Here is a 25,402-nt window from a genome sequence, read left to right on the forward strand (position 1 = left end):
GAGCAACACCATGGCAAAGCCTGTGGTGCGCAAGCCCAAGAAGAAGACCAACCCGCTCAAGTCCGCGAAGATCGCCTCGATCGACTACAAGGACACCGCACTGCTGCGCAAGTTCATCTCCGACCGCGGCAAGATCCGCGCCCGTCGCGTCACCGGCGTCTCCGTCCAGGAGCAGCGTCAGATCGCGAAGGCCGTGAAGAACGCCCGTGAGATGGCCCTGCTGCCGTACTCGTCGTCGGCTCGCTGACCAGGAAGGGATCGAGAATCATGGCAAAGCTGATCCTGACCCACGAGGTCACCGGTCTCGGTGAGCCCGGCGACGTGGTCGAGGTCAAGGACGGGTACGCCCGTAACTACCTCATTCCGCGCAGCCTGGCCACCCCGTGGTCCAAGGGCGCCGAGTCCCAGCAGACCGCGATCCGCAAGGCCCGCAAGGCCCGCGAGATCGCCACGCTGGACGAGGCCAAGGCCACTGCCGACGCGCTCGCCGCGAAGCCGGTGGTCGTGAAGGCGAAGGCCGGCGAGTCCGGCCGTCTGTTCGGCCAGGTGACGACCGGTGACATCGCCGGCGCTGTCGCCGAGGCCGGCGGCCCGTCCGTCGACAAGCGCAAGATCGAGATCGGTCAGTCCATCAAGACGACCGGCGACTACAAGGTGTCCATCCGCCTGCACCCCGAGGTGTCGGCGAAGATCGCGGTGAAGGTCGTCGCTCTCTGACCTCGGTCAGCTGAGCAGCGCCCGCGCGGTCGGGTAGCACCACGAGCGAAGGCCCGGCCCTGCAAAGGTCCGGGCCTTCGTCGCGCCCCGGCCCTCAGGACCGGTGCAGCGCCTCCGCGCGCTCCTTGATCCCGGCAGACATGCCGGCGAACCCCGTCCTCAGCTGCTCGCCCAGGCGCGACACCACCAGACCCCGCGCCCAGCCGCCCAGCTCGAAGTGCGACGTGTAGCGGGTGGCCCCGTCGCCATTCGTTGTGATCGTGTGGGACCGCGTGCTGTGCAGGGCACCGAGGGGCGCGGGCTTCATGCCGTAGCTCAGCTCACTGCCCGGTGTGTGAGTCCGGACCACCTCGACCTGCCGTCGCGGCTCACCGAGCTGGACGACCATCACGATGGGCTCGCCCGGGACGAGGGTGCTCGTGCACTCGGTGACGAAGGGGTTCCACTCCCCGTAGCGGGGCAGGTCCGTGACGACCTGCCACACCAGGCCGGCGGGAGCGTCGATCTCTACGACGTGGTCGATGACGAAGTTCATGAGAGCAACGTAGGGCACACCGGACAACACCGTCCGTTCGGCCCCGAACTGGGCATCCGCCGTGATCTGGACGCAACAGGACAGTTCTAGGGTGTGGCGATGCAGCGTACGAAGCCACGATCGTCCACGTCCCTCGCCGCGGTGTCACTGACGCTGCTGATCACGACCTCTGTCCTGGGGGCCGAGCCGGCGACGGCCACCTCCGCCCCCGAGGAGGCCGCGCCGTCGTCGCCGGTCGACGGGACCTCCGGGCTCGAGCCCGCGCCCGTCGTCGAGGTGGCGACCGGCTGGGAGCGTGACGAGCTGGAGGACGCCGTCCTCGTCGTCAAGGCGTACAACCTGACCGGGCAGCCGGTCGTCGTCGAGCTCGACACCCCGTACGGACCGTCCAAGGAGCCTGTGACGCTGCAGGCCGGCGAGGCGCAGGAGCTGCGCATCCTGACCGGCCGCCCGAGCGTCACCACGGGAACACTGACCGTCCTCGCCACCCCGGTCCTGTCCGGCACGCCCCGGGCCACCACCGTGGCGTACGACAGCTTCGTGGCGACGCTGCCACCCGGCGGCACGGCGACCGCGACGAGCCTGGTGTCGCCCACGGACTGGCTGGTCCACCTCGGCGCCGGCTACACCAACCCGGGCCCGCATCCCGTACGCGCCCGGCTGGTGACCGACTACGGCACCAGCGCGGAGGCCGACGTCGCCGTGGGCGCCACCGTGGCGTTCGACGTGCCCACCGGCCTCACCTCGGTACCGTCCGGCTCGGCCCAGGTGATCGCGACCAAGACGCGTGAGGGCGAGGACTTCACCTCCACGTTCCCGCTGGCGATGCCGGCGGCGGTGAACGCGCCGCCCGTGCTGCGGATCGCGGCCCCGGCGCTCTCGGCGCAGGTGGTGGGCAGGTTCACGGTGTCGGGCACGGTGTCCGACGACTACGGCCTCCACCGCCCCGAGGTGGCCGTGCGGCTCCGCCCGCGGCTGGCGGACGGGACGTGGGGCACCGCAGTCCAGACGGTGCGGGCCCCGGTGGTCGACGGCGCCTGGGCCGCCACCCTCGACGGTCTGGCTCTGCCCGCAGGCACGTACCGGGTGGTGGCCGTCGCGACCGACAACGCCGGGCAGCGCAGTACCAGCCGCGTGGACCTGACGCTGCTGGAGGCACCGAAGACCGCCCCGGCGGTCGCGAGGCTGTCGGACGACAGCTCGTACGACGGCATCCGGGGCGGCGCCTACGCCCTCACGGCGAACCTCTGGTGGGGCCAGAACGCGACGACGTTCCGGCTCTACGAGAACGGCGCGCTCGTCGCCACCCGCGACCTCGTCGACGTCTCGCCCGCCGCACAGTCGGTCACCGTCCCGCTGACGGGCCGGCCGAACGGCACGTACGTGTACACCTGCGAGCTCGAGAACGCGCGGGGCGTCACGCCCTGCGCCCCGCACACCGTCACCGTGACGGAGGCCGCGCCCGCACAGCCCCGGCTCTCCCACGACAACGGCGACAGGGACGGCGCGTACACCGTGAGCGCCGACCTCTGGTGGGGCACCAACGCCACGTCCTGGACGCTGTTCGAGGACGGCGTGGAGGTCGCCACGGGCGATCTTGTCGCCGCGACACCGGGCAGCCAGCACGTGGACGTCCCCCTCACCGGCCGGGCGCGCGGCGAGCACGTCTACACGGTGGTCTTCGCCAACGAGCTGGGCGCCACCCGCAGCAAGGAGCTCCGGGTCACGGTGCGCTGAGCCGGCCCGACGCGTGCGCTGAACCCGGCCACAGACCGGCGGCCCGGTCACCTCGCGAGGTGACCGGGCCGCGTGCGTCAGGTGTGCGTGACCGCTACGGGAGCGGGGACAGGTTGTAGTTGTAGACGGTCGTCTGACCGGCCACGATCTGGGCCCGTCCGGTCTTCGGGACGAAGCCCTCGGCCGACACGGTCACCTGGAGCGGCGCGTTCGACTTCTGCATCCAGTACGAGTACGTACCGTCCGCGTCCGTCAGCAGCGTCACGTCGTACGAGACCCCGTCCAGGTGGACGACGGCGCCGTCGAGCGGCGTCCCGTCACCGGAGACGGTGCCCGTGATCTTGCCCCACCCGGCCGGCGCCTTGACGGTCATCGTGGCGGTGACCGGGGCGACGGTGTACGGGGTGGTGTTGCCGACGCTGATGTTCGCCGTGTAGGTACCCGGCTGGTCGACGGCGGCGGTCATCGTGGCGATGGCGACGACGCTCTGGCCCGGGGCCAGCGTGAACGTCGGAGGCTGGATGTCCAGCCACTCGACGCCCGAGCCGCCACCGGCCTCGTCACCCGTCACGTTGATGACGTAGTGCACGCCGGGGAAGCCCTCGCCCTCGACCGGGGCCGGCTCCGCCATGCTGCACGTCTCGGACGCGATGTACGACGGCGCGGTCTCGCCGTCGTCGTTGGAGCCGATGTAGAACGAGCCACCCACCTCCTGGGCGATCTCGACCACGAGGGTGCCGCCGGCGGCGACGGTACCCGTGACCGGGACCTCCACCATCGTCAGCTCCTGCGCGGGCAGGTTGACCGTGGTGGTGCCGATCGGGGTGAGGTTCGCGTACACGAAGTCACCCGTCAGCGTGTAGAGGTTGACGTCGACGTCCTGCGCCTGACGGTTCATCTCCACGCCGAAGGACACGCTCGACACGTCGAACGCCCCGTCGATGCCGAAGTCGCTCAGCGTGAACGTCCGCAGGTGCTGGGTGGGACCGCTCGGGCATGCGACCGAGTTGACCGCGAGGATCTCCTGGGACGCGGAGTGCGTGATCGTCGTGGCGTTCGGGTCCACCGAGAGCTGCGGTGTCACCGAGGTCGCGGCGGCCGCGAGCCCCTTGCTCTCTGTGGAAGCCGTGGTGAACGCCGAACCACCGGCCGTGCCGGGGGTCTTCACGGCCGTGGCCGCCTTCTCCGCGCCCTGGATCACGCCGGTGGTGCCCGTCGCGCCCAGCATGCCGAAGTCGTCGCCACCCGCCGACAGGTTCACCTCGGCCGGCGCGGAGCCGGTGTTGGTGATCCGGATGTTGCGGGACACGGAGCCGCCCATGGCGAGGCTGGAGGTGATCGCCGTGGTGCTGACGGTCAGCTTGCCTGCCTTGAGCTGCGCGTTCGAGGTGAGGGCCGCGCCGTCCGTGACGTTGACCGTCTTGGTGACGGTCTCGAAGCCGTCCGCCTGGAAGACGAGCGTGTACCGGCCGATGACCAGGTCCGCGCTGTACGTGCCGTCGGCCCCGGCCGTGAGCACCTTGGCGGTGCCGTCGGCAGCGGTCACGGTGACCGTGGCCCCGGAGATCCCGGCCTTGGTGTTGTAGTCCTTGACGACGCCGGAGACCGTGCCCATGGGGGCGAGGTCGTACGTGAGCGACAGGCCGTCGGACAAGCCGGCGGTGTTGTACGAGAACTGGGACGCGATGGTGCCGTTCGCGTTCTCGATGCCCACGGTGGCCGAGCTGCCCTTGGCGGTGGCAGTCTCGGTGAGGTCGCCGTAGCCGTAGACGACCTTCCCGTCCTCGAACAGGGTGGCCGAGAAGTTCAGGCGGTCGGTCGACGGGCTGTACTTGCGGACGTTGCGCCACTCGAGCGTGAACGCCTGGACCCCGTCGATCGTGCTGGTCGCCGTGTAGACGCCCGACGACGAGTCGATGAGCAGGTCGTCCCAGAACGGGTAGAGCGCGGCGTTCGGGACCCCCGCGGCAGGGATCGCCACGTTGCTCAGCGACGTCGAGCTCGCCAGGAAGTTCAGGAAGCCGTTCGAGGACACGTACGCGGTGCTGTAGTCCGTGCCGTAGAACGGGAAGGCGAACGGCAGCGGCACCGAGGTGGCCACGTCGTCGCCGGTCAGGGTCAGCTTCGTGTCACCGGACACGTAGCCGCCGGTGCCGACGGCGCAGAAGTAGCCGCCGCCGTCGTACTTGAAGGAGATCTTGACCGGGACGGTCTCGTTCCCGTCCACGACGACCGTGGTGCTGGACGGCGCCGCGCACCCGCTGGCGGGCGTCGCGAGGGTGTAGGTGCCGGCGGGCACGTCGGCGAAGGAGAAGCCGCCGTTCGCGCCGGTCACGGCGCTCAGGCCACCGGGCGAGAGCGTCACGGTGGTGCCCGACACGGTCCCGCCGGTGAGGGCCTCCGACACGGTGCCGGAGACGGTGAAGCGGGGGGCCGCGGCGAGGTCGAAGTCGACCGTCGCCGTGCCGTCGGCCTCGACCGACGCCGAGACCGTCTCGGCCACGAACCCGAAGGCTGAGGCCGTCACGGAGTAGGTGCCGGACTCGACGCCGACGGAGAACGTGCCGTCAGCGGCGGTGGTGACCGTCCGGTCCGTCGCGCCGTCGAAGACGACCGACGCGCCGGCGACGGGGGCGCCGCCACCGGTCACGGTGCCGGAGAAGGTGCCGGCCGAGAGCGGCGCGAGCTCGAGGAGGCGGACCACGTCGAGCTTGCCCTCCCCGTACACGTTGTTGTTCCCGGCGGTACCACCGCAGGTGGTGTCGTCGGCGTCGACAGCCGACTCGGCGAGCAGGCGGCGCGTCTCGGTGACGTCACCGACGAGGGCCGGGGCGTAGCTCCACAGGAGGGCGACTGCTCCCGCCACGTGCGGCGCCGCCATCGACGTGCCCGACAGGTTGCCGTACTGCCCGTTGATGATCGACGAGCGCACGGACGCGCCCGGTGCCGCGATGTGCGGCTTGATCTGGCCGCCCTCGCCCTCGCCACGCGAGGAGAAGGACGCGATCGTGCCGCTCGACTGCAGCGCGCCCACCGAGTAGGACGAGATGTTCGCGCCGGGGGACGACGTCGTGTCGCACGTGGGTCCCTTGTTGCCCGCAGACCAGACGGCGAAGATGCCGGCCGCCTCCCAGGCCGCCGTGACGTCCATGTACCACTCGGGGTCGATGGAGCCCGCCGTCGACATGCCCCACGAGTTGTTCACCACGTGAGGACGCTTGGCCGGGTCAGGGTTGGCACCCGCGAGGTCGGTCGGCGCGGTGATCCACTGGCCGGCCTGGATCAGGTCGGCGTCGGAGCAGGTGTCGCAGCCGTTCGACTCGATCCACTCGGCGCCGGGAGCGACGCCGATCTGGTTGGAGCCGCCGTCGAACCCCAGCATGGTGCCCATCGTGTGGGTGCCGTGGCTGCTCGCCCCCGCGTAGTCGCAGGGGACGCCGCCGCAGCGACCGGAGGTGTCGAACCAGTTGTAGTCGTGCGTGAACGTACCGTCGCCGTCGTTGCCGCGGTACTGGTTCACGAGCGCAGGGTGGTCGTACTGGACACCGGAGTCGACGCTCGACACCACGATGCCCTCGCCCGTCACGCCCATCGCCCACGCCTCAGGGGCGCGGATGGCGTTGATCCCCCACTCCGGGGCGTCCAGGCCGATGGGGCCCGACGGCGCCGCCTCGACCGGCTCCGGGAGCTCCAGCGTCTGTGTCTCGTGGATCTGCTCGACCTCGGCGCTCCCGGCGAGCGCGGTGGCCAGCTCGAGCGAGCCGCCCTTCACGAGGATGCGGTTGCTGATCCAGAAGGCCTCGTACTCGGCCCCGGCCGCCTGGATGGCGGCGATGGTGCCTGCCTGCGAGGCCTCGGCCGTCTTGATCAGCGCGTCGTAGACGTACTGACCCCGGTCGGCCCAGCTGACGATCCCCTGCGCTCCCGTGAGGTCGGTGGTGTCCGCCATCTTGACCCAGAAGTCGGCGTTGCCGGCCTCGAGCTGGTCCTTGGCGGCTGTGGTGAACTTGTCCTCCGCGGCGACTGCCACGTCGGCTGTGGACACCGAGGTCGGTGACGGCGCGGCGAGCGCCGGTGCGACGCCGAGCGCTGAGGTCACGAGGAGCGACGCGAGCGCTGTGACAGCGACCGCCCCGCGCCTCGCCAGCATGGTGCGATGGTGCATGGAGCCTCCAGGTGCGAGCACACCCTCCGGTAGGCGGGCATGCATGCGACGACCCACGGTCGTGGGCCTCACCAACCGTCGCGTTAGTCGTCCGGAGCAACAAGGTTGGTCGCCGGTCAAGTTACGGACATTTACCGGTCAACTGGCAGACTCTTTGCGGTCACTTCACCGAGTAAGGCCACTTTCACGGCCCGGCCATACCGGACACAACCCCCATGCCGCAAGGTCTACGTCAAGAACTTCACCCCTAGTCTGCGCAAACCCGCCACCCAGGCAGGAATGCGCCAATTTCACCTCGTCACAGGCCGGTAACCAACAATTGACCTCGACGGTACGGTTTCGGGCAAGACTCTGTGCGGGACTCCGGATCCACGGGTCTCGAACACCCCGAAGGTCAGCGTCGTCAGGGAGGGTGGTCCATGACGCACGAGCCCGTGGCGGGTGCGGACGGCGGATACGTCGTCTGCGTCGGCCTGTCACTCAGCCAGGTCAGCGAGATCGCACGGCTTCTCCGGGGGCACGGCGTCGTGCTCGCCACCGCCGACACGGAGGGAGCCCGGGCGCTGCTCGGCCCGCCCGCACCGCGGGCGGACGGTGCCCCCGGCCCGCGTGCGGTCAGCGTGGTCCCGGCCGACCCCGTCCCCGCTCCGACCGGTCCCGGCATCGAACCACCCGTCACCGTCAGCACCCGGAGCGCGACCGGCGCGCGGTACCGCCGGCGGCAGCACGCGGCGGAGTCCGGGGCGGTCCCCGCGACGGCGACGCAGGCGATCCCCGTGGTCCGTGGTGCGGTGCCGGTGAGCGGCACCCCGGCCGCTCCACCTCGGCCCCAGCCGGAGGCCGTCCCGGCGCCCGGCACCGTCCGGCGCGTCGCGGCGATGCACCGGGGCACCCCGCGGCTCACCCTGCGCCCCCGGTTCTCACCGGGCACGGGCCGCGCCCCGGTGATGCACGACCTCGTCGAGCGTCCGGCGCCCCTCGTGCGTGGCCCGCTCACGCTGGACCCCGCCACGCGCGAGGTCACGGCGTACGGACGCCAGATCCACCTGTCGGTGCGGGAGTTCGACCTGCTCGCGGTCCTCGCGTCGCGGGTGGACCGGGTGTGGTCCTTCGCCGAGCTCACCGCCACCGTGTGGAACAGCGAGTACCTGGGCGACCCGGACCACGTGACGTCGGCCGTGAAGCGCCTGCGCAAGCGCCTCACCGCGGTACGGGACCTCGAGGTCGCATCGGTGCGCGGGGTGGGCTACCGGCTCATGGTCGCGTCCTGAGGGTGGGCCGGGGCTCAGGCCCCGTCACGAGCCAGGCCTCACCACGGGCGCGTAGTCCCGTGGTGACGGCCCGGGCCGCCATGAACACACCGGCGAACGCCGCCCACAGCCACGCGAGGCCGGGTCCGCCGTCGGGCGCCCATGCCCGGACGGCGAGCGCGAACGGGACGTAGACGGCGAGCGTGACCATGCCCGCCCAGGCGAGGTAGCGGCCGTCGCCGGCGCCGATGAGGACGCCGTCGAGGACGAACACCCAGCCCGCCATCGGCATGAGCAGGCCGCAGACAGCCAGCGCGAGGGCGCCGGCGACGCGCACCTCCGGGTCCGGCGAGAAGAGGGGGACGATCCACCAGCCCGCCGCCGCGAGGACCAGGCCGATCGCTGCTCCTGCCCCCACGCCCCACTGCAGGCACCGGCGGAGGACGCCCCGCACGTGGCCTACGTCCCCCGCGCCCAGCCCGTGCCCGACGAGGGCCTGAGCCGCGATGGCGAGCGCGTCCAGGGCGAACGCCGCGAGACCCCAGAGGGAGCTCACCACCTGGTGGCCGGCCAGCGACACGTCACCGAGGTCGGTGGCGACCACCACCGTGAGCAGGATCGCGAGCCGCAGGGAGAGGGTACGGACCAGGAGCGGTGCCCCCGCCGACATGCCGGCACCGATGCCTGGGAGGTGCGGCCGCAGGCTCACTCCGCGAGCACGCGCCCCGCGCACCACGACCGCCGCGAGCACGGCGCCCATCCCCAGCTGGGTCGCCGCCGTGCCCAGGCCCGATCCCGCGATCCCGAGGCCCGCCCCGTACACGAGCACGACGTTCAGGATCCCGTTGACGACCGCTCCCGCCGTCGCGACGACGAGCGGGGTCCGCGTGTCCTTCATGCCTCGCAGGACCCCCGTCGCCGCCAGGACGAGGAGCATCCCGGGCAGGCCGGGCGCGGACCACCGCAGGTACGTCACGGCATGCTGCCCGACGCTGCCACGGGCGCCGAGCGCTTCGACGGCGAGCGGGGCGGTGGTGGCCAGGGCGACGGCCAGCACCGCACCGAGGCCGAGGGCGAGCCACAGTCCGTCGATGCCGGACCGGAGCGCCTCGCGCTCCCTGCCTGCGCCGACGAGCCGGGCCACCTGGGCGGTGGTCGTGTAGGCGAGGAAGATGCACAGGCCGACGAGGGTGAGCAGCAGGTTGCTCGCCAGGGACAGCCCGGCAAGCTCGGGGGTGCCGAGGTGCCCGACGACGGCGCTGTCCACCAGGACGAAGAGCGGCTCGGCCACCAGAGCCCCGAGGGCGGGTACGGCGAGCGCGAGGATCTCGCGGTCGACGCGGCGCCGGGAGGTGGTGTCGGCAGCCCTCTGGGGGCGGGTGTGGCGGATGTCGCCCAACTTCTTTTTCTCCACAGGCTGAGGGAACTGTTACCGCAGGTCAGGCGGCATGTGTGGCGTTGTGCACAGGGGCTATCCCCAGTTGTGCACAGGGTTGTCCACCCTGTGTGCACAGCCCGGTGCCACCTTTCCACACTCCTGTGCACACCACTGTCCACAGGTCTCCTTGCGGTGGCTGAGGCGCAGCCGTACGGTCATCGGGCGCGCGTCGGGGAAACGCCTGAGGACGAGGTGCACGATCGTGTCGGTCACCCGGAGTAGAACTGGTGTGAGGGACACGGTGCCGGGCAGGCGGCCCGCGTCGGGCAGTGACGGTGAAGCGGAGGTGTGGATGTCGATCGAGGAGCTCGAGAGCTTTGCCCCGGCCAGGACGCCGGGCCTCGACCGGACCCCGCCGCAGGACATCGCGGCCGAGATGAGCGTGCTGGGCGGCATGCTGCTGTCCAAGGACGCGATCGCCGACGTCATCGAGCAGATCCGTGGCAACGACTTCTACCGCCCGGCCCACGAGGCCATCTACGACGCGATCATCGACCTGTACGGGCGCGGCGAGCCGGCCGACGCGATCACGGTCGTGGCCGAGCTCGCGCGCCGCGGCGAGCTGGCGCGCATCGGCGGGGCCCCGTACATCCACGACCTCATGGCGGGCGTGCCCACCGCGGCCAACGCCGGCTACTACGCGCGCATCGTGCGCGAGCGCGCCGTGCTGCGCCGGCTCGTCGAGGCGGGCACCCGCATCGTGCAGATGGGCTACGCCACCGACGGCGGCGAGGTGGACGACATCGTCAACAACGCCCAGGCCGAGGTGTACGCGGTCACGGAGCGGCGGGCGTCGGAGGACTACCTCCCGCTGTCCGAGATCATCGGGCCCACGTTCGACGAGATCGACGCAGCGCAGGGCCGCGGCGAGGGCATGACGGGCGTGCCGACCGGCTACTCCGACTTCGACCGCCTCACGAACGGCCTGCACCCCGGCCAGATGATCGTGGTGGCGGCCCGCCCGGCCGTCGGTAAGGCCCTCGCGCTCGACACCCCGTTGCCCACACCGACCGGCTGGACCACGATGGGCGAGGTTGCTGTGGGCGACTGGCTCCTCGGGGCGGACGGCACACCGACACAGGTCGTCGCCGCCACGGACGTCATGAACGACCGCCCCTGTTACGAGGTGGTGTTCGACGACGGGACGACGATCGTCGCCGACGCGCAGCACCAGTGGGTGACGAGCGACCGGGCGCAACGGCGCAAGACCCCCACGGGAGGTACGCCGGCGACGTCGGTGCGCACGACCGAAGAGCTCGCGTCCACGGTTCGTTGCGCGACCTCGGACCAACGGGCCAATCACTCAGTGTCCACAGCAAAGCCGCTCAATCTGCCCGAGGCGGACCTGCCGATCCACCCGTACGCGTTGGGCATCTGGTTGGGGGACGGCAGCTCACGCCGGGCGGAGTTCACTTCGGCCGACCCGGAGATCGCGGCGCGGATCGAGGAGCTCGGCTACGTCGCCCAAGCACGGGGCGCGGTCAAGGGTTCAGCGCGCACCTACCAACTCCTGCTGCCGGCTCCGGAGACGGTCGTCCGCGAGTGCGTTGTGTGCGGCATCGAGTTCACTCCGAAGATGAGTTGGATCCGCACCTGCGGGCGCTCCTGCGGCGGGCGAGCTCGACAGGTCTCAGCTCCGGCCAAGCAGCCGACCTGCCCTGACTGTGGGAAGCCCACCTGGGGATTCCGCCGCTGCCAGGCCTGCCACAACACCAACGGCACCATGGGGGGCCGACTGCGCCACTTGGGGGTCTTGGAGAACAAGCACATCCCGCCGATGTACCTTCGCGCGAGCGAAGACCAGCGACGGGCGCTGCTGGCTGGGCTGCTGGACAGCGACGGAACCGTCAACCCGCAGGGAAGCGTGCAGTTCACGGTGACGAACCGCCGTCTGGCGATCGACGCCCGCGAGCTGGTCCTGTCGCTCGGCTACCGGACGGGGTGGTCGGAGAGGCCCGTAAACGGACGGACCGAGTCGACGGCTACGGCGTTCACGATCACCTTCACGACGCAGGACGACGTGTTCTTGCTGGAGCGGAAGCGGCTAGTGCACAAGGAACGCCGTCGCCCACCCACGGCCAAGCTGACGTCGCGCTTCGTCGTCGATGTGCGGCCCATTGCCTCCGTGCCCGTGCGTTGCGTCGAGGTGGACAACCCAGCGCACCTGTACCTGGCAAGCCGGTCGATGGTGCCCACGCACAATTCCGTGCTCGGCATCAACGTGGCCAGCCACGCCGCTATCCACCACAACATGGCTTCCGTCATCTTCTCGCTTGAGATGAGCCGCAACGAGATCACCATGCGTATGCTCGCGGCCGAGGCGCGGGTGCCCCTGACCAGGATGCGCTCGGGAAAGATGGACGACGGCGACTGGCAGAAGCTCGCCGCCACCATGGGCAAGGTGTCGGACGCGCCGCTCTTCATCGACGACTCGCCGAACATGTCGCTCATGGAGATCCGGGCCAAGTGCCGCCGGCTCAAGCAGCGTCACGACCTCAAGCTCGTCGTGATCGACTACCTCCAGCTGATGTCGTCCGGCAAGCGCGTCGAGTCGCGACAGCAGGAGGTCTCGGAGTTCTCCCGTGCGCTGAAGCTCTTGGCGAAGGAGCTCGAGGTGCCGGTGATCGCGATCTCGCAGCTGAACCGTGGTCCTGAGCAGCGCACGGACAAGAAGCCGCAGATGAGCGACCTCCGAGAGTCCGGCTCGATCGAGCAGGACGCCGACGTCGTCATCCTTCTGCACCGCGAGGATGCGTACGAGAAGGAGTCCCCGCGCGCCGGCGAGGCCGACCTGATCGTGGCCAAGCACCGTAACGGCCCCACCGACGTCATCACGGTCGCCTTCCAGGGTCACTACCAGCGCTTCGTCGACATGCAGGTGTAGCCGGGCGCCCTTGTCGACGTGCAGCCTAGATTGCACAATCCTGCGCCTCTGTAGCATGACGATTTCTTTACCCGGAAGTCCTCACCTAACAGGATGGTGTCGGCGTGGTGGCGTGCAAGCGTGCGGGTTCTGGTGCTCGACGGGGTCTCGAGTTCGATCGGTCAGGACGCTTGTGCCGACTTACGGATCTCTCGGATGCCGTTGCGGAGGACCGGGTGCATGGTCCTGGCTGCGAAGTCGGTGATGGACCAGTCGACCGCAGTGGGTGGCACGTCCTGGAGTCCTTCGAGCGCGGCGAGGGCGTGTTCCGGGGCTCGGATCGACTGCAGGAGTGCGGTCAAAACGTCGCGGACATGCCATCGGTTGTGTGCTTCGCCAACACGGGCGAGCGCTCCGCCTCCTTCTCGCAGGACGTCGGTGTCCCCAGTGACAGCGACGATCATGCTGGTGGAATTGGCAAGTGTGTCGCAGAAGCTGAATTCGAAGCCTTGCGAGCGCATCCATGTGGTGACCTCGGCCCAGCCTCGGCGGAGCCCGGAGGGGTTGGTCGTCCACAGGTACTCGACGGTGTCGTGGGAGGCGCTAATGAGGGCGCGACCCGCAGAGTCGATCTCGGCGTCGATGTCGTCACTGAGGAGCCACTGGATCAGTTCGTCGGCGGCGACCTGGTCGAACACGGGGCCGGAGACGCGCGGGCGGAGCCTGGCCAGGCGGTCCGCGGGGTCTTCCCACGCGAGGAATAGCTGGCCAGGCCCTGGTCGGTCGCCCGCTGCACGGAGGTTGTGTCGGGGTAGCGGTTGTCACGCGGGCCAGTGGCTCTCTGGATGACAGGTCGCAGCGGCGACTCGGGCATCTGGTCAGCAGTATCCATGGGGTATTGACCTGTGAGCGCGTGTTGGAGGATCTTGCCGATGGCGAAGATGTCGTCTCGCGGGTCGGCGTACTTAGGCTGACGCCACTGCTCGGGGGATGCGTAGATCCGGGTACCCATGCCCTGGGCGAGCGTGGACGTCAAGGCGAGAGACCGGCGCTCGTCTTCACGAGCCAGCCCGAAGTCGCTGACCTGCCAGTTGCCCTCGGGACTGCGCAGGATATTGCCGGGCTTGAGGTCCCGGTGCAGGACGCCGCGCTCGTGCACGTGACCGACCCCGGCGCACAGTTGGCGCGCGAGGTCGGCGACCTTCGCCAGGTCGTTCGTCACCTGGTCGATCTCGTCGGCCAGGCTGCCGACGGCCAGCGGCATCGCGCACCAGATCTGGTCAGTGTCCGTGAAGTCGCCGTGGTCGATGATCTTGGCCACGTGGGGGTGGTCCAGTTCTTCTTCCATCAGGCGCATCGGCGGACGTGTCGTGCTCTTGGTGGGGAAGGTTGCGGTCCTGTCGACGACGGCCGAGGCCGGGTTGCGTGTCCACGCACGTGGGGGAGCCTGTCGGGTTCACCCGTGGGCGCAAGCGTCACTGTCAGTGCCTGCCGCTAGTTTCTAGATGGCTGCAGGTCGCTCTTCGCTGGCTTGCTTCACTACTAGGGATCGTCCGGAGGCCGCATGAGCGACGTTGTGGGCACGTACGCCCGTGTACGTTCCGCCTTCGATCAGCCCACCTTGACGTTGCTGCACAGGCCGCGTGCACACTTGACGGTGTCGCTGCTCATCACGTGCTTCGGCGGGCAAGATCAGGCCGTCCCGGTGTCGGTCCTGCATGTGCGGATCACGAACTTGCTCAACGACCTGCGCCTGGAAGGCATCGACGGTCTCCCGGACGTCGAGGGCCGTGCCCTGTGCCAGATGTGGGTCAAGGGCAAGTGGCTCAACCGACCCGCGGTCGAACCCGGTGAGGAGGAGGTCTACACACTGTCCTCCTACGCTCGGCGGGCGCTGGACCTGGTCGAGAGCCTCGGCAACGAGCGTGCGACACTGTCCGAGCACCGCATCGCAACAATCCTGAACACGGTGCGCCGGTTCAACGCTACGACGAACGTCTCCCGCACCGAGCGCATCCGGTTGGTCAACGAGCAGATCGCGAAGCTGGTCGAGGACCGCGACCGGCTCCTGGACGACACGGTTGCGATGCCCGCGCCGAGCACCGATTTCCTGCTGACGGGTTACGGCGAGGTGCTCGACCTCATCTCGGGCCTGCCGTCGGACTTCAAGCGGGTCGAGGAGTCGTTCGAGGCGATCCGACGCCAGGTCCTGGAGGAGTTCCGCACGCACGAGGGACCGGTCGGTGACACTGTCGGGCGCTACCTCGAACGAGCCCGGGACCTCATGGCCACTACACCCGAGGGGCAGGCGTTCGCCGGTGCACTGCAGCTGCTGCGCGACGACGAGGTGCGTGACCAGCTACAGAAGGACCTGACCGCGCTGGTGGACAACGAGTACGGGCGCGACATCCTCAATGACACTGACCGGACCCAGCTGCGCTCCATCGTCCAGCTCATCCATCGCGGCATGAACGCGGTGCTGCGTCAGCGGGCCGCAACCACCCGTGCCCTGAAGAACTACCTGTCGACCCACGACGTCGCCCGTGACCGCGAGCTCGACGAGACTTTGCGCGCTTTGGACCACGAGTTCTCCCGGTGGCTGACCCGCACCGGCCCCCGCACCCGGGTGCCGTTCGACATGCTTCCTCAGCGCCCAGAGCTGGACTCCCTGCCCCGCCGGTTCTACGACCCGCAGCGCAACGCTCCGCCGCCACCGATCGACCTGGACGGGCCCGAGGACGAGACGGAAGAGACCAGTGTTCGAGACATCCTTGCCTTCGGTGGGCCGTCCCTCGCCGACCTGCGCCGGATCCTGGCCGGCGCACTCGCTCAGGCCGACCCGAACGACCCGGCAACGCTTGCGGGAATCTTCAACGATCTTGAGCCCGACCGGCGTCGACCGGTGGAGATCCTCGGTCTGCTGCACCTTGCCGCAGGCGGCCACCTGACGACCGGGGTCGAGGACGCGACGCCCGCATCGGACAGAGAAGTCGACTCCTACTACGCGGTGCGCCCCGATGGCAGCACCCGGACCTTCTACACCGCGCGCATCCCGGTCATCGGACCACCGGAACCGCGGCCCGACGAGGCCGGCACGCCCGGCGGAGGACAGTGATGGAACAACACTTCCCGCTCCGCAGCACTCCGACTTGGCCGATCAGCAACGACACCGCACGGGACGTGGACTCCCCGGCAGCCGACGCCGATGAGGACGACTGGGACGGCTACCGCGACCCGGAGATCAGCCCGTCCACGTCCCTATCGGAGTTCGAGGGGGACAACGGCGGCCTGGACCCCGCCGGCCGGCGGGCGCTGGTCGTGCTGATGAAGAACCGGTTCATCACCTCGGCGTCCCACCCGCAGGAGTACAGGGCGCTGGTCGCCAACCAGGTCGGGATCGGACGCCGCCTGAACGACATGTACCTCACGTTGCACCTGGACACCGAACGCGAGGTCGCGTTCAAGCGACAGGTCCCCAGCCCCACCCCAGGCAAGTTCCCCACACTGCTGCACGCGACCGAATGGAACCGGGAGGAGACGATCCTCCTGGCGCACCTGCGCGCCCTGGCACGGGCCGAGGTCAACGCCGGCCGGACCAGGGCGTTCGTCGACCGCGCAGACTTGCTCGAGCACGTCGCCAGCCTGCGCCCCCCAGACACCACCGACCAGCTGCGGGACGCCCAGCGCACCAACCGGGCGATCGAGTCCCTGGTCTCGACCGGGCTGCTCATCGGCCGCAAGGACGCGGACCGGTTCGAGATCGCGGTGCGCGCCCTGGAGGCTCTGCTCGACCTGGCCACCCTCAAGTCACTCCTGGCGTGGATCCGGTCCGATACCGAGCCCGAGCAGGTCATGGACGACTACGTCGAGGCGGCTCGCGCCGGGCACTACACCCGAGAGACGGACCCCGATCCCGGGTCTGGGCCTGCTAGCGAAACAATCCAGCCCGCCACGACCTCGCGGGAGCAGGTGTGAGCACCGCTAATGAGGACCACGACCCCTACCTACCCGGTATCGAGGCGGACCTGAGCCCTGGCGACGGGCTGTTCAGCATCCCGGGCGCATCACCCGGCACCACCCAGTGGAAGGCGTATCGGCTCCAGCTGGTCAACTGGGGCGGGTTCCACGGCTACCGGCAGGTCACGTTCCAGCCCGGCACCACACTCCTGACCGGGGCGTCCGGCTCGGGCAAGTCGACGCTCCTGGACGCGTACACCGCGCTGATGATGCCGTCCGACACCGCGTTCAACGGCGCGTCGAACACCGGCGTCGGGCGTGCACGGGGTGCCGAGCAACGTTCCCTCATCTCCTACCTGCGCGGGCAGACCGACATCACCACAGACGCCGATGGCGAGGAGCACGCCCAGGTCATGCGCGGCGACGGCACCGCGACGTGGGGCGGGGTCGCGATGGTTTTCCTCAACGACAACGGCAAGCAGTTCACCGCAGCTCGCATCTACCAGGTTCCCGCGCACGCCCGCCTCGGCGGCGAGGTCAACGCCCGCATGCTGACCCTCGACGGCGACCTCGACTTGCGCGTGTTCGACGAGATCCGCAGCGCGGGCCTTGACGCCCGCCGAATGCGCGACCTCGTGCCCGGCCTCACTGTGCTCGACACCTACACCGCCTTCGCCGCTCGCCTATTCGACAAGCTCGGGATCGGAGCAAACGGCAACGGGGCCGAGGCGCTGCGCCTGCTGGCCGATGTTCAGGCAGGGCACCAGTTCCGCACCGTGGACGAGCTGTACAAGAAACTGGTCCTGGAGAAGCCCGACACCTACGCCAAGGCCGACCACGCGCTCGCCCACTTCGCCGACCTGGAAGCCAACTACCGCAGGGCCAAGAACGCCGAGGACCAGGCCGCACTGCTGCGCCCGGCCGCGACAGCCTGGCAGCGACTGCAGACCGCCCGCGACCAACTGGCCGAGCTCGACACGTACGGCCTTGACTCCACCGGCCCGTCCCTGCTGACCCTGTGGAGCCTCGAGCGGGAGAACGACCTCCTGGAGGCTGCTGGCGTGCAGGCGAAGGAGGACCTTGACCAGGCCAAAGAGGCGGCCGCACACGCGGCCACCGTCAAGACCTCCCTCGAGTCCCAACTGGCCGACCTCGAGGACCGGCACAGGGCGGCCGGCGGCGGACAGATCCAGACCATCGAGGCGTCCTTGTCCACATTGACCGCCCAACGTGACGTCCGCGCCGGCGAGCTGGACAGGCTGCGCACGCGGGTCACCGCCGTCCTGCCCGATGGTCAGAACCTGGCCGACCGAGACACGTTCACGGGCCTGCTGGAAGCCGGCCGTACGTTCCAGGGGACCTACAAGGCCCGACGGTCGGAGCTCGACGCCGTCGTGCTGCGGGTGCAGCGCACACAGTGGCAGCTGCGCGACCAGCTGGAGACCGCGCAGAAAGAACTCGTCGAGCGCCGTGGATCGGGCACACGCATGGACCTGCACCTGGCCCGTCTGCGTGACCAGGTTTGCGCGCACACCGGGCTACCCGTCCGCGATGCCCCGTTCCTCGCCGAGCTCGTCGCCGTCGCGCAGGACGAGAGGGAGTGGACGACCGCCGTCGAGGTCGTGCTGTCCACCGCTGCCCGCACGATGCTCGTGCCCGCCGACCGGTACGAGGACTTCTCCCGCGCGATCAACGAGCTCGACCTGCGCGGGCGAATCACGTTCGACAAGGCCGAACGGAACCAGGACCTCCCTGAACCGCTCGACCCGCAGACCGTGGGCGGTAAGCTCGACTTCAAGACCAGCCCCTACGAAGGGTGGGTCGCCCGGTACGTCTCCGCCCACGGCGGGCGCACCCTGTGCGTGCGCACCCCGGCCGAGCTCTCCGGCCCCGGGTCCCGGGTCACCCTGCGAGGCCAGACCCGCAACGGCACCCGTGGTGCGCACGGACGCCGGTACGACCAGAACATCCTCGGGTTCTCCAACGAGGACCTGATCGCCGAGTGCGAACGCACGGTCGCCCGGCTCACCCACGAGCTAGGCACCCTCGACGACCCCGCGCGGCAGGCCGGCGACAGGCTCAGCATGCTTAACGCTCAGCGAGACGCCTACATGGTGCTGTCTGGCGCCACCTTCGAGCAGATCGACGTCGCCAGCCTGGACGACCAAGTCGCCCGGTTGCACGAGGAGCTCGCGGCGCTGCTGGACTCGAGCGGCGAACTCGCCACGCTCACGGCCCGCATCGCCGAGACGAAGGCGGACCTCGAGGACGCCCGCAAGGCTGCCTACCAGAGCGAGCAAGACGCCCAGAATGCAGACGAGACGTGGCTTGCCCTGGCAGAACGCAAGGACGACGTCGTTAGCGACCTCGATGCCATCGCGCGACAAGAGAACCTGGCGCTCACCGACGCGCAGCGCACCGCACTGCACGCACACTTCCGTGACGCAGTCGGTGAGGACGACCCCGATGACCTCGACCGCTGGGACGTGCACCGGGCCGCGCTGCGCCGGCTGCTGCTCCAGCAGGGCGCCAGCGCCCGCACCGAGGTGCAGCGGTCCACCGACGAGATCGAAGGCATCTTCGAGCGGTACCTCAATCAGTACCCGGACGGAGCCCTGTCCCCGTCCCTGGCCTCCTACCCGGACTTCGCGCGCAAGCTGCAAGACCTGTCGTCCGCCAAGCTCGCAGAGCTCAAGGAGACCTTCCGCGCGAACATGGTCGAGTGGTCTGCTGACGACCTGCTCCAGCTGCAGACCGCGGTCAGTGACGCCCGGCGCGAGATCAGCGCACGGCTCGACCCGATCAACGCGATCCTGGCCACCCTTCCGTTCAGCGCCACAAACGACCGGCTCAAGATGCGGCTGCGCGTGCTGCGCCGTGACCGGCTGGAGAAGTTCACCAGGGAGCTTCGCGACCTCGCCCGCACCGCGACCGCGAACCTCAACGACGACCAGCTCGAGGCCCGCTACCTGCAAGCCTCAAGGTTCCTCGCCCAGCTGCGCAGCCCGAAGGACCCGCAGTACGACCCGAAGATCTCCGCGCGCGACGAGTTGCTCGACGTACGCCGGCACCTGGAGATCCTTGCCGACCGGTATCGCATCAGCCCCGACGCGCCAGTCGGGCAGCGCGAGCAGGTCCTGGCCTCCTACACCTCGCTCGGGTCCAAGTCCGGCGGAGAGACTCAGGAGCTGATCGCGTTCATCGTCGGCGCCGCGCTGCGCTACCGGCTCGGTGACCAGGACAAGGCAAGGCCCCGGTTCGCGCCCGTGTTCCTCGACGAGGGGTTCATCAAGGCCGACGCCGAGTTCGCCTCCCGCGCCGTGCAGGCCTGGACCAACCTCGGATTCCAGCTCATCGTCGGCGCGCCGTTCGACAAGTGCGCCGGCCTGGAACCGCACATGGACGCCGTCCTGCTCGTGACCAAGAACCTGACCACCGGACGCTCCGCCGTCCAGGAGATCGGCGCAGAGACCCGCCAGCAGATGCGGATGACCGCGTGAGCAGCCCCAAGACCCGGAAGGATGTCTTGGATGCGCTCGAGCGCAAGCTCCAGCGCGCGTGGGCGCCCGCTGCTGCCGGCGCCACGTACTCCTGGGAGCCGTCCGTGTCGCTCGGCGCGCCCACGGGTGCCGAGCTTGAGGCGCAGTTCTCCCGACTTGTGCCGTGGGTGCACCAGTGGCGGGCATGGGCGACGGAGAAGGAACTGCCGCTGGCCGAACGATCCCGCCGCGTCACGGGCACGGCCCAGTCGATCCCCGTTGCCGTGCTCGTCCCGGACCCGTGGACCGCGGCGAACGTCCTAGGCGGAGCATGGCCGGCGCGCCTGGAGCGCGCGCGGGCACGCGCACAGGTGCTCGCCGACCAGTTCGTCACGATGGCCGAGCCGGACCCGCGCACACGCGTCGTGCGCGCCGTGGCCGACTGGACCGAGCTCGACTTCCACCTGCTGATCGACGCCGGCCGCTTCTTCCGCGACGACGGCGCCCGCGGGCGAACCCCGCGACAGATCCCGATCGCCGGCATGCACGCCAAGTGGCTCAACACCTCCCAGCACCTGGTGAGCGCGCTTGCCGGCCTGGACGACCTGGAACTCGCACCGACGCACCCGTCCCGGGTCCACTTCACCTACCTCGACCCGCACCACCTGCGCACAGGAGGCCGTCGTCACGACTGTCACACGGCGGGAGACACCGAGGAGCTCGCCTACCCGCCGCAGATCGTGCTCATCTGCGAGAACAAGGACACGGTCGTCGCGTTCCCGGACGTTCCGGGAGGCATCGCCATCGAAGGAAACGGGGCCGGACCCGGAGCGATCGCATCCCTGTCATGGGTGCATCGCGCGCCCGTGGTGCTGTACTGGGGCGACATGGACGCGGACGGCCTGGAGATCCTGTCTCAGTTCCGTACCGCCGGCATCATCCACCGCTCCCTGTTGATGAATGTCGACGCATACACGACCTGGTCACGCTGGGGCACCTGGCACGACCGGCACGGGAAGCTCCTTACCGTCCGACCGCCACGCGTCAACCTGGCTCTCGAAACTGACGAGAGAAAGCTGTACGAGTTGCTCTGCGACGCCGAGCACACAGGGCCGCGCAGGGTCGAACAGGAACGGATCCCGCTCGACATCGCCCTCCAACACCTGCACGAAGCAGCTGAGGGCGTCGTACGGCCGGACCCTGCCGACGACAGGTCCACGTAGAGCGGCGTTCGCGCGAAGCTCGCGGCCGCTCACCGGCACTCGTCGTGGCGTGTGGCACCAGTTCGGGCAAGCGCTTCGGGGAGCGTGAGGAAGCAGAGGTCACAGACGAACTCCTCATCTGGGAAGTTCCACCGTTTACGGTACCGACCCGTCTGACGCACCTTAGGTCAATGGAGGACTGCAGTCAGGTCCGCTCGGGTTCGTAACTTCCCGAACTTCCTCCAGTCGTCAGTTGTGTGACCATACTGACCAGCGATTACACCCGATGAGACTCCAGCGCGCTGTGCGAGCGAATGCAGCTGGGCATCAGTGCTGAGGTGCTTGAGTTCGTGGCGGAGACCATCGTCGAGGATGAGTTCGCTAGCAAATGTGTTCGCGGCCGTCTCTTGCTGGTCCTCATCGTCGCGCACGGCGCCACCGTCGACGTCGAGGTATGTCGCACGCTTCGGATGCAGGAGGACGTGACCGATCTCGTGAAGCAGCGTAAACCAGAAGACGTCCAGGTACTTGTAGCGCCCCGATAGTGCGATCACCGGATGGCCAGATGTGAGCCACCTGGACGCACCGGTGATGCGCGTGTCGGCGATCTCAGGAACGAAGACCAGAAGAACACCCGCCTTCTTGAGGAGACCCTGGGCGCTCCTGAAGCCCGTCTGGATCGGCTCGCGCGTGAGCGGCAGCAGCATGCGTGCGACAGATCGAAGCCTGTTGGCGTCAAACGGAGGGCACTCCGATCGGGACTCTTCGGCCTCAACTTCAGCAAGCCGGAGCCAGAGCGCGGTCGCGTAGGAGTCGATGGTGAACTTCTGGCTCCTCTTGTAGTTCGCCTGCGGTGCGAGCCAGACCTTCTCGAAGGCCGTCACGTCGGCGACCTGGAAGAACCTCAGGAGCGCATCTGCCCGCGCGGAGACCTCAGATCCTGAGTCAATGATATTCCGCTCTCGCAGCACGTCGGCTGGGAATCGGCGCAGCCACGATGCGAGTCCGGCGAATGAGGCCGCCGAGTTCTCACGTGCTCTGTGAGCCTGCCATGTCGCCTCGAGCGCGAGCCAATGATCCGCGGTGACGCCGAGCACTCGCTCCAAGGCGATCGCGACTTCGGGGGACAGCGGAACATGCGCCTTGATCACCTGATTGAGGTGCTTCGCGCTGATGCTCGCTCGGGCCGCCACGTCGGCCTGAGTGAACCGCAGGTCCTCCAGCGTCTCTTGGATCATGGTGCCTGGAGCCACCGCCCAGTCAGGTTCAAAATCGCGTGGGATGTACCGCATCGTGCTGGTGTGGGGTGTGGACATCAGATTGCCTCTCGAAGGCTGCCGGATCCCTCTGTCATGAGGTCGGTGATGAGCAGTGCCGTCGTAGTGCTCGCATGTTGCAGGAGTTGGTCCGCCTCGGTCATGCCAAGGACTTCGCCGGTGCGTGTCAGCGCCATCCCGTGCATCTGCGCCTCACGCATCTGGACGCTCAGGGACGCCTCCGCGCGGTGACTGCCCAGTGCGACCCTGACGGACGGGTGCCTCAGTAGTGCGGCGAGATCCCGACAGTGCTTGACGGTCCACAGGAGGCGCTTGATCGCGTCAGCCGACTGCGGCCAGCGGAGCTCAAGGGCGTCGCTGGATGCGCACGTCTGCTCGAGCGCGGAGTCGCGCCACGCCAGTTGCACCTTTACCTCCCAGGTAAAGCCGTCGTGGTGTATGGTCGTTTACCAGACAGGTAAAGCCTACCGCGTCGCGGCGTGGCTCCCTGTGCGACACACAGGAGGTACCCAATGGCTTCCCCCGATGCGCTGACCGAGCAGGCAGCGAACGGCCCCAAGACGATCGAGATCTTCATCAACGCGCGCCCACACCTCATCGCCGACAAGGACGTGTCGTTCGAGCAGGTCGTCGGGCTCGCCTTCCCTGGCCAGAACCCGGACGCCAATACCGAGTACATCGTCACGTACACCCGCGCCCAGCACGGGAACGAGTCGGGCTCTCTGGCCCCAGGCCAGAGCGTTCGTGTCAAGAAGGGCACGAGCTTCGGCGTCCAGATCACGACGCGGTCCTGATCATGGACGACCTCACGCGCCTCCTCAACGAGGGCTACGACGTCGAACTGCGTGACGGCCACCTGGTCGTCTACAACGTCCCCTACGTCACCGCCGACAAGACCGTCGCCCGAGGGAAGCTCGTCATGCCGGCCACGATGGCCGGCGACGTCCTGACGACGCCGCCGGACCACACGACCCACTTCGCGGGCTCTGAGCCCTGCGACAACGAGGGAAGGCCGCTGTCGAAGGTGATCAACGGTGCGCAGGTCAGCGAGTTCCTTCCTGGCTTCCGAACCAACATCTACTTCTCCGCCAAACCTCCCGAGGGCAACTACCGCAGCTACTACGACAAGGTCACCATCTACGTCGACCTGCTCTCAAGGTGGGCCCGACGCATCGACACCCACGCCACCGCGCGCACCTATCCGGTCTACGAGGTCCCCGAAGACGACGACTACCCGTTCGCCTACCGCGACTCGGCCTCCAGCCGGGCCGGCACCACCGCACTCAACTCCGTCTTTCGCGGCATGCGGATCGCGATCGTCGGCCTCGGCGGCACGGGTTCGCACATCCTGGACCTAGTCGCCAAGACGCCGGTCACCGAAATCCACCTCTACGACGGCGACGTCTTCATCAACCACAACGCCTTCCGTGCACCAGGCGCCGCTGACATCTCGGACCTGCGAGCCCAGCCGAACAAGGCCGAGCACTGGGCGGCGCAGTACTCGCGCATAAAGCGCGGGATCATCGCTCACCCCACCTACTTCGAGGTCGACGCCGCCGCGGAAGTGTCTGGGTTCGACTTCGTGTTCCTCGCGCTCGACGACGACTCCGACCGCAAGGGCCTCATAGCCGCCCTCGAGGACGCGGACGTGTCTTTCATCGACGTGGGCATGGGTGTGACTGACACCGGGTCCGGACTGACCGGCATGCTGCGCGTCTCGACCAGCACCCCAGGCCGGCGCGTGCCGATCCCGACCGGCGGCACTGAACCCGACGAGTACGCGCGCAACATCCAGATCGGTGATCTCAATGCCCTGAACGCAGCACTCGCGGTGCTCCAGTGGAAGCGCCACCTCGGCTTCTACGCGGACATGGCATCTGACATGCAGGCCTTCGCCTACCCCGTGAGCGACAACACGATCAACAGGCTGATCGCATGAGGCGCCACCACGAGATGGACCACCGGTTCGTCGAACTGCTGCCGACCGAACTCGACCCGGGTGTGCTCTACATCAGCGGTACCCACAACATCGTCGCCCACCTGTGTTGTTGCGGATGTGCCAGCGAGGTCGTCACTCCGCTCGGCCCGGCCGGGTGGACCCTCCGGTACGACGGACGAGTCAGCCTCTCACCGTCGATCGGCAACGGGGCCTACGACTGCAAGTCCCACTACGTCATCCAGTCGTCTCGTGTGCGGTGGTTGTCGAACATGACCCCCGAGCAGCACGTCCGTGCTCAGGCTCGGGACCAGGCGGCAGCGCTCCACCTCAACCTGTCCTGGCTGGCCCGTGCCAAGCGAACGCTCGCAGACCTCTTCCGCCGTACGCGGTCCTGATTGCACGCCCGTTAGCCCCGGTGTCGCCTCGACAGCGAAAGATCTGAGAGATGCGCTATGTACATGCGAGGTGTCCGGTCCACCACCACTAGGGCGTGTCCTGTGAATCGCGGAGCCAGAGGATGATGGCTGCGATCGTGAGTTCGGACCGGTAGTAGGCGGCTCGTTTGGTGTATCGGGTGGCCAGGGCGCGGAACTGCTTGAGGCGGTTGAAGCACCGCTCGACGACGTTGCGGCCCTTGTAGGTCTGCGGGTCGAACGCGGGCGGTCGTCCGCCGGCTCTGCCGCGGCGGAGCCGGTGGGCGGCGTGGTCCTTCTTCTCGGGGCTGGTGAACGCGATCCCGCGCCGGCGTAGCGCGCGGCGGGTCGCGGGGCTGGAGTACGCCTTGTCGGCCAGGACCCGGTCGGGCCTCTTGCGGGGCCGTCCGGGTCCGTCGCGTTTCACGCT

20 protein-coding genes are annotated in these 25,402 nt (G+C 68.8%); 12 read left to right on the top strand and 8 right to left on the bottom strand.

What is annotated here, in order from left to right; genetic code table 11:
- The first annotated feature begins 10 nt into the window (after positions 1 to 10).
- Entirely contained in the window at positions 11 to 247 is a 237-nt protein-coding gene (gene rpsR / locus AC060K_RS17265; RefSeq protein ID WP_483764968.1) for a 30S ribosomal protein S18, read from the top strand.
- A gap of 20 nt (positions 248 to 267) precedes the next feature.
- Positions 268 to 717 (top strand): 50S ribosomal protein L9, encoded by a 450-nt coding sequence (gene rplI, locus AC060K_RS17270; protein WP_483764967.1) that lies wholly within the window; start codon positions 268 to 270, stop codon positions 715 to 717.
- 94 nt (positions 718 to 811) lie between these two features.
- Here rplI and AC060K_RS17275 read toward each other — a convergent pair whose 3' ends face one another.
- Positions 812 to 1,252: an SRPBCC family protein gene (locus AC060K_RS17275; RefSeq protein ID WP_483764966.1), complete on the bottom strand. Its 441-nt coding sequence runs from the start codon at positions 1,250 to 1,252 to the stop codon at positions 812 to 814.
- A gap of 99 nt (positions 1,253 to 1,351) precedes the next feature.
- On the opposite strand from AC060K_RS17275, the gene AC060K_RS17280 reads away from it, so the two are divergent.
- A complete protein-coding gene (locus AC060K_RS17280; RefSeq protein ID WP_483764965.1) occupies positions 1,352 to 2,989 on the top strand; it encodes an early set domain-containing protein in 1,638 nt (545 codons plus the stop codon).
- A 94-nt stretch (positions 2,990 to 3,083) separates the two neighbouring features.
- On the opposite strand, the gene AC060K_RS17285 is transcribed toward AC060K_RS17280, so the two are convergent.
- Positions 3,084 to 7,154 (bottom strand): S8 family serine peptidase, encoded by a 4,071-nt coding sequence (locus AC060K_RS17285; RefSeq protein WP_483764964.1) that lies wholly within the window; start codon positions 7,152 to 7,154, stop codon positions 3,084 to 3,086.
- 419 nt (positions 7,155 to 7,573) lie between these two features.
- On the opposite strand from AC060K_RS17285, the gene AC060K_RS17290 reads away from it, so the two are divergent.
- Positions 7,574 to 8,425 carry a winged helix-turn-helix domain-containing protein gene (locus AC060K_RS17290; protein ID WP_483764963.1) on the top strand — a complete coding sequence of 284 codons (852 nt, stop codon included), beginning with the start codon at positions 7,574 to 7,576 and terminating at the stop codon, positions 8,423 to 8,425.
- On the opposite strand, the gene AC060K_RS17295 is transcribed toward AC060K_RS17290, so the two are convergent.
- Complete coding sequence (locus AC060K_RS17295) at positions 8,409 to 9,803, bottom strand: MATE family efflux transporter (RefSeq protein WP_483765095.1); 1,395 nt, start codon at positions 9,801 to 9,803, stop codon at positions 8,409 to 8,411. The two genes, AC060K_RS17290 and AC060K_RS17295, sit on opposite strands and share 17 nt — an antisense overlap.
- 331 nt (positions 9,804 to 10,134) lie before the next feature.
- Here AC060K_RS17295 and dnaB point away from each other — a divergent pair, with 331 nt between their 5' ends.
- Positions 10,135 to 12,726, top strand: coding sequence for a replicative DNA helicase (gene dnaB / locus AC060K_RS17300; RefSeq protein ID WP_483764962.1), 2,592 nt, complete (start codon positions 10,135 to 10,137; stop codon positions 12,724 to 12,726).
- 161 nt (positions 12,727 to 12,887) lie between these two features.
- Here dnaB and AC060K_RS17305 read toward each other — a convergent pair whose 3' ends face one another.
- Positions 12,888 to 13,403, bottom strand: coding sequence for a hypothetical protein (locus AC060K_RS17305; RefSeq protein WP_483764961.1), 516 nt, complete (start codon positions 13,401 to 13,403; stop codon positions 12,888 to 12,890).
- Complete coding sequence (locus AC060K_RS17310; protein WP_483764960.1) at positions 13,373 to 14,062, bottom strand: serine/threonine-protein kinase; 690 nt, start codon at positions 14,060 to 14,062, stop codon at positions 13,373 to 13,375. Before AC060K_RS17310 ends, AC060K_RS17305 begins: the two co-directional genes overlap by 31 nt.
- Before the next feature lie 207 nt (positions 14,063 to 14,269).
- Between AC060K_RS17310 and AC060K_RS17315 the strand changes: the two genes are divergently transcribed.
- From AC060K_RS17315 to AC060K_RS17330, 4 genes are read left to right on the top strand one after another with little or no spacing between them, the layout of a single operon-like run.
- On the top strand, positions 14,270 to 15,820 hold the full coding sequence (locus AC060K_RS17315; RefSeq protein WP_483764959.1) for a DUF3375 domain-containing protein: 1,551 nt from the start codon (positions 14,270 to 14,272) through the stop codon (positions 15,818 to 15,820).
- The gene (locus tag AC060K_RS17320; protein ID WP_483764958.1) at positions 15,820 to 16,680 is read left to right on the top strand and encodes a DUF4194 domain-containing protein; all 861 of its coding nucleotides are present in this window, start codon (positions 15,820 to 15,822) and stop codon (positions 16,678 to 16,680) included. Before AC060K_RS17315 ends, AC060K_RS17320 begins: the two co-directional genes overlap by 1 nt.
- Entirely contained in the window at positions 16,677 to 20,162 is a 3,486-nt protein-coding gene (locus tag AC060K_RS17325) for an ATP-binding protein (protein WP_483764957.1), read from the top strand. The genes AC060K_RS17320 and AC060K_RS17325 overlap by 4 nt, the downstream gene beginning before the upstream one ends.
- The gene (locus AC060K_RS17330; RefSeq protein ID WP_483764956.1) at positions 20,159 to 21,364 is read left to right on the top strand and encodes a Wadjet anti-phage system protein JetD domain-containing protein; all 1,206 of its coding nucleotides are present in this window, start codon (positions 20,159 to 20,161) and stop codon (positions 21,362 to 21,364) included. Before AC060K_RS17325 ends, AC060K_RS17330 begins: the two co-directional genes overlap by 4 nt.
- Positions 21,365 to 21,531: 167 nt before the next feature.
- On the opposite strand, the gene AC060K_RS17335 is transcribed toward AC060K_RS17330, so the two are convergent.
- A complete protein-coding gene (locus AC060K_RS17335; RefSeq protein WP_483764955.1) occupies positions 21,532 to 22,659 on the bottom strand; it encodes a HigA family addiction module antitoxin in 1,128 nt (375 codons plus the stop codon).
- On the bottom strand, positions 22,659 to 23,027 hold the full coding sequence (locus tag AC060K_RS17340) for a hypothetical protein (RefSeq protein WP_483764954.1): 369 nt from the start codon (positions 23,025 to 23,027) through the stop codon (positions 22,659 to 22,661). The genes AC060K_RS17335 and AC060K_RS17340 overlap by 1 nt, the downstream gene beginning before the upstream one ends.
- 105 nt (positions 23,028 to 23,132) lie before the next feature.
- Here AC060K_RS17340 and AC060K_RS17345 point away from each other — a divergent pair, with 105 nt between their 5' ends.
- Genes AC060K_RS17345 through AC060K_RS17355 form a run of 3 tightly spaced genes read left to right on the top strand, consistent with a single transcriptional unit; the run spans position 23,133 to position 24,954 of the window.
- Complete coding sequence (locus AC060K_RS17345; protein WP_483764953.1) at positions 23,133 to 23,414, top strand: multiubiquitin domain-containing protein; 282 nt, start codon at positions 23,133 to 23,135, stop codon at positions 23,412 to 23,414.
- Between the two features lie 2 nt (positions 23,415 to 23,416).
- Positions 23,417 to 24,559 (top strand): ThiF family adenylyltransferase, encoded by a 1,143-nt coding sequence (locus AC060K_RS17350; protein WP_483764952.1) that lies wholly within the window; start codon positions 23,417 to 23,419, stop codon positions 24,557 to 24,559.
- Positions 24,556 to 24,954: a ubiquitination-like system serine protease family protein gene (locus tag AC060K_RS17355; RefSeq protein ID WP_483764951.1), complete on the top strand. Its 399-nt coding sequence runs from the start codon at positions 24,556 to 24,558 to the stop codon at positions 24,952 to 24,954. Before AC060K_RS17350 ends, AC060K_RS17355 begins: the two co-directional genes overlap by 4 nt.
- 88 nt (positions 24,955 to 25,042) lie before the next feature.
- On the opposite strand, the gene AC060K_RS17360 is transcribed toward AC060K_RS17355, so the two are convergent.
- Positions 25,043 to 25,402, bottom strand: a 360-nt coding sequence (locus AC060K_RS17360; RefSeq protein WP_483766598.1) for a transposase, incomplete at its 5' end; no start/stop codon positions are given.

This window comes from Antribacter sp. NEAU-D49 (assembly GCF_057158775.1).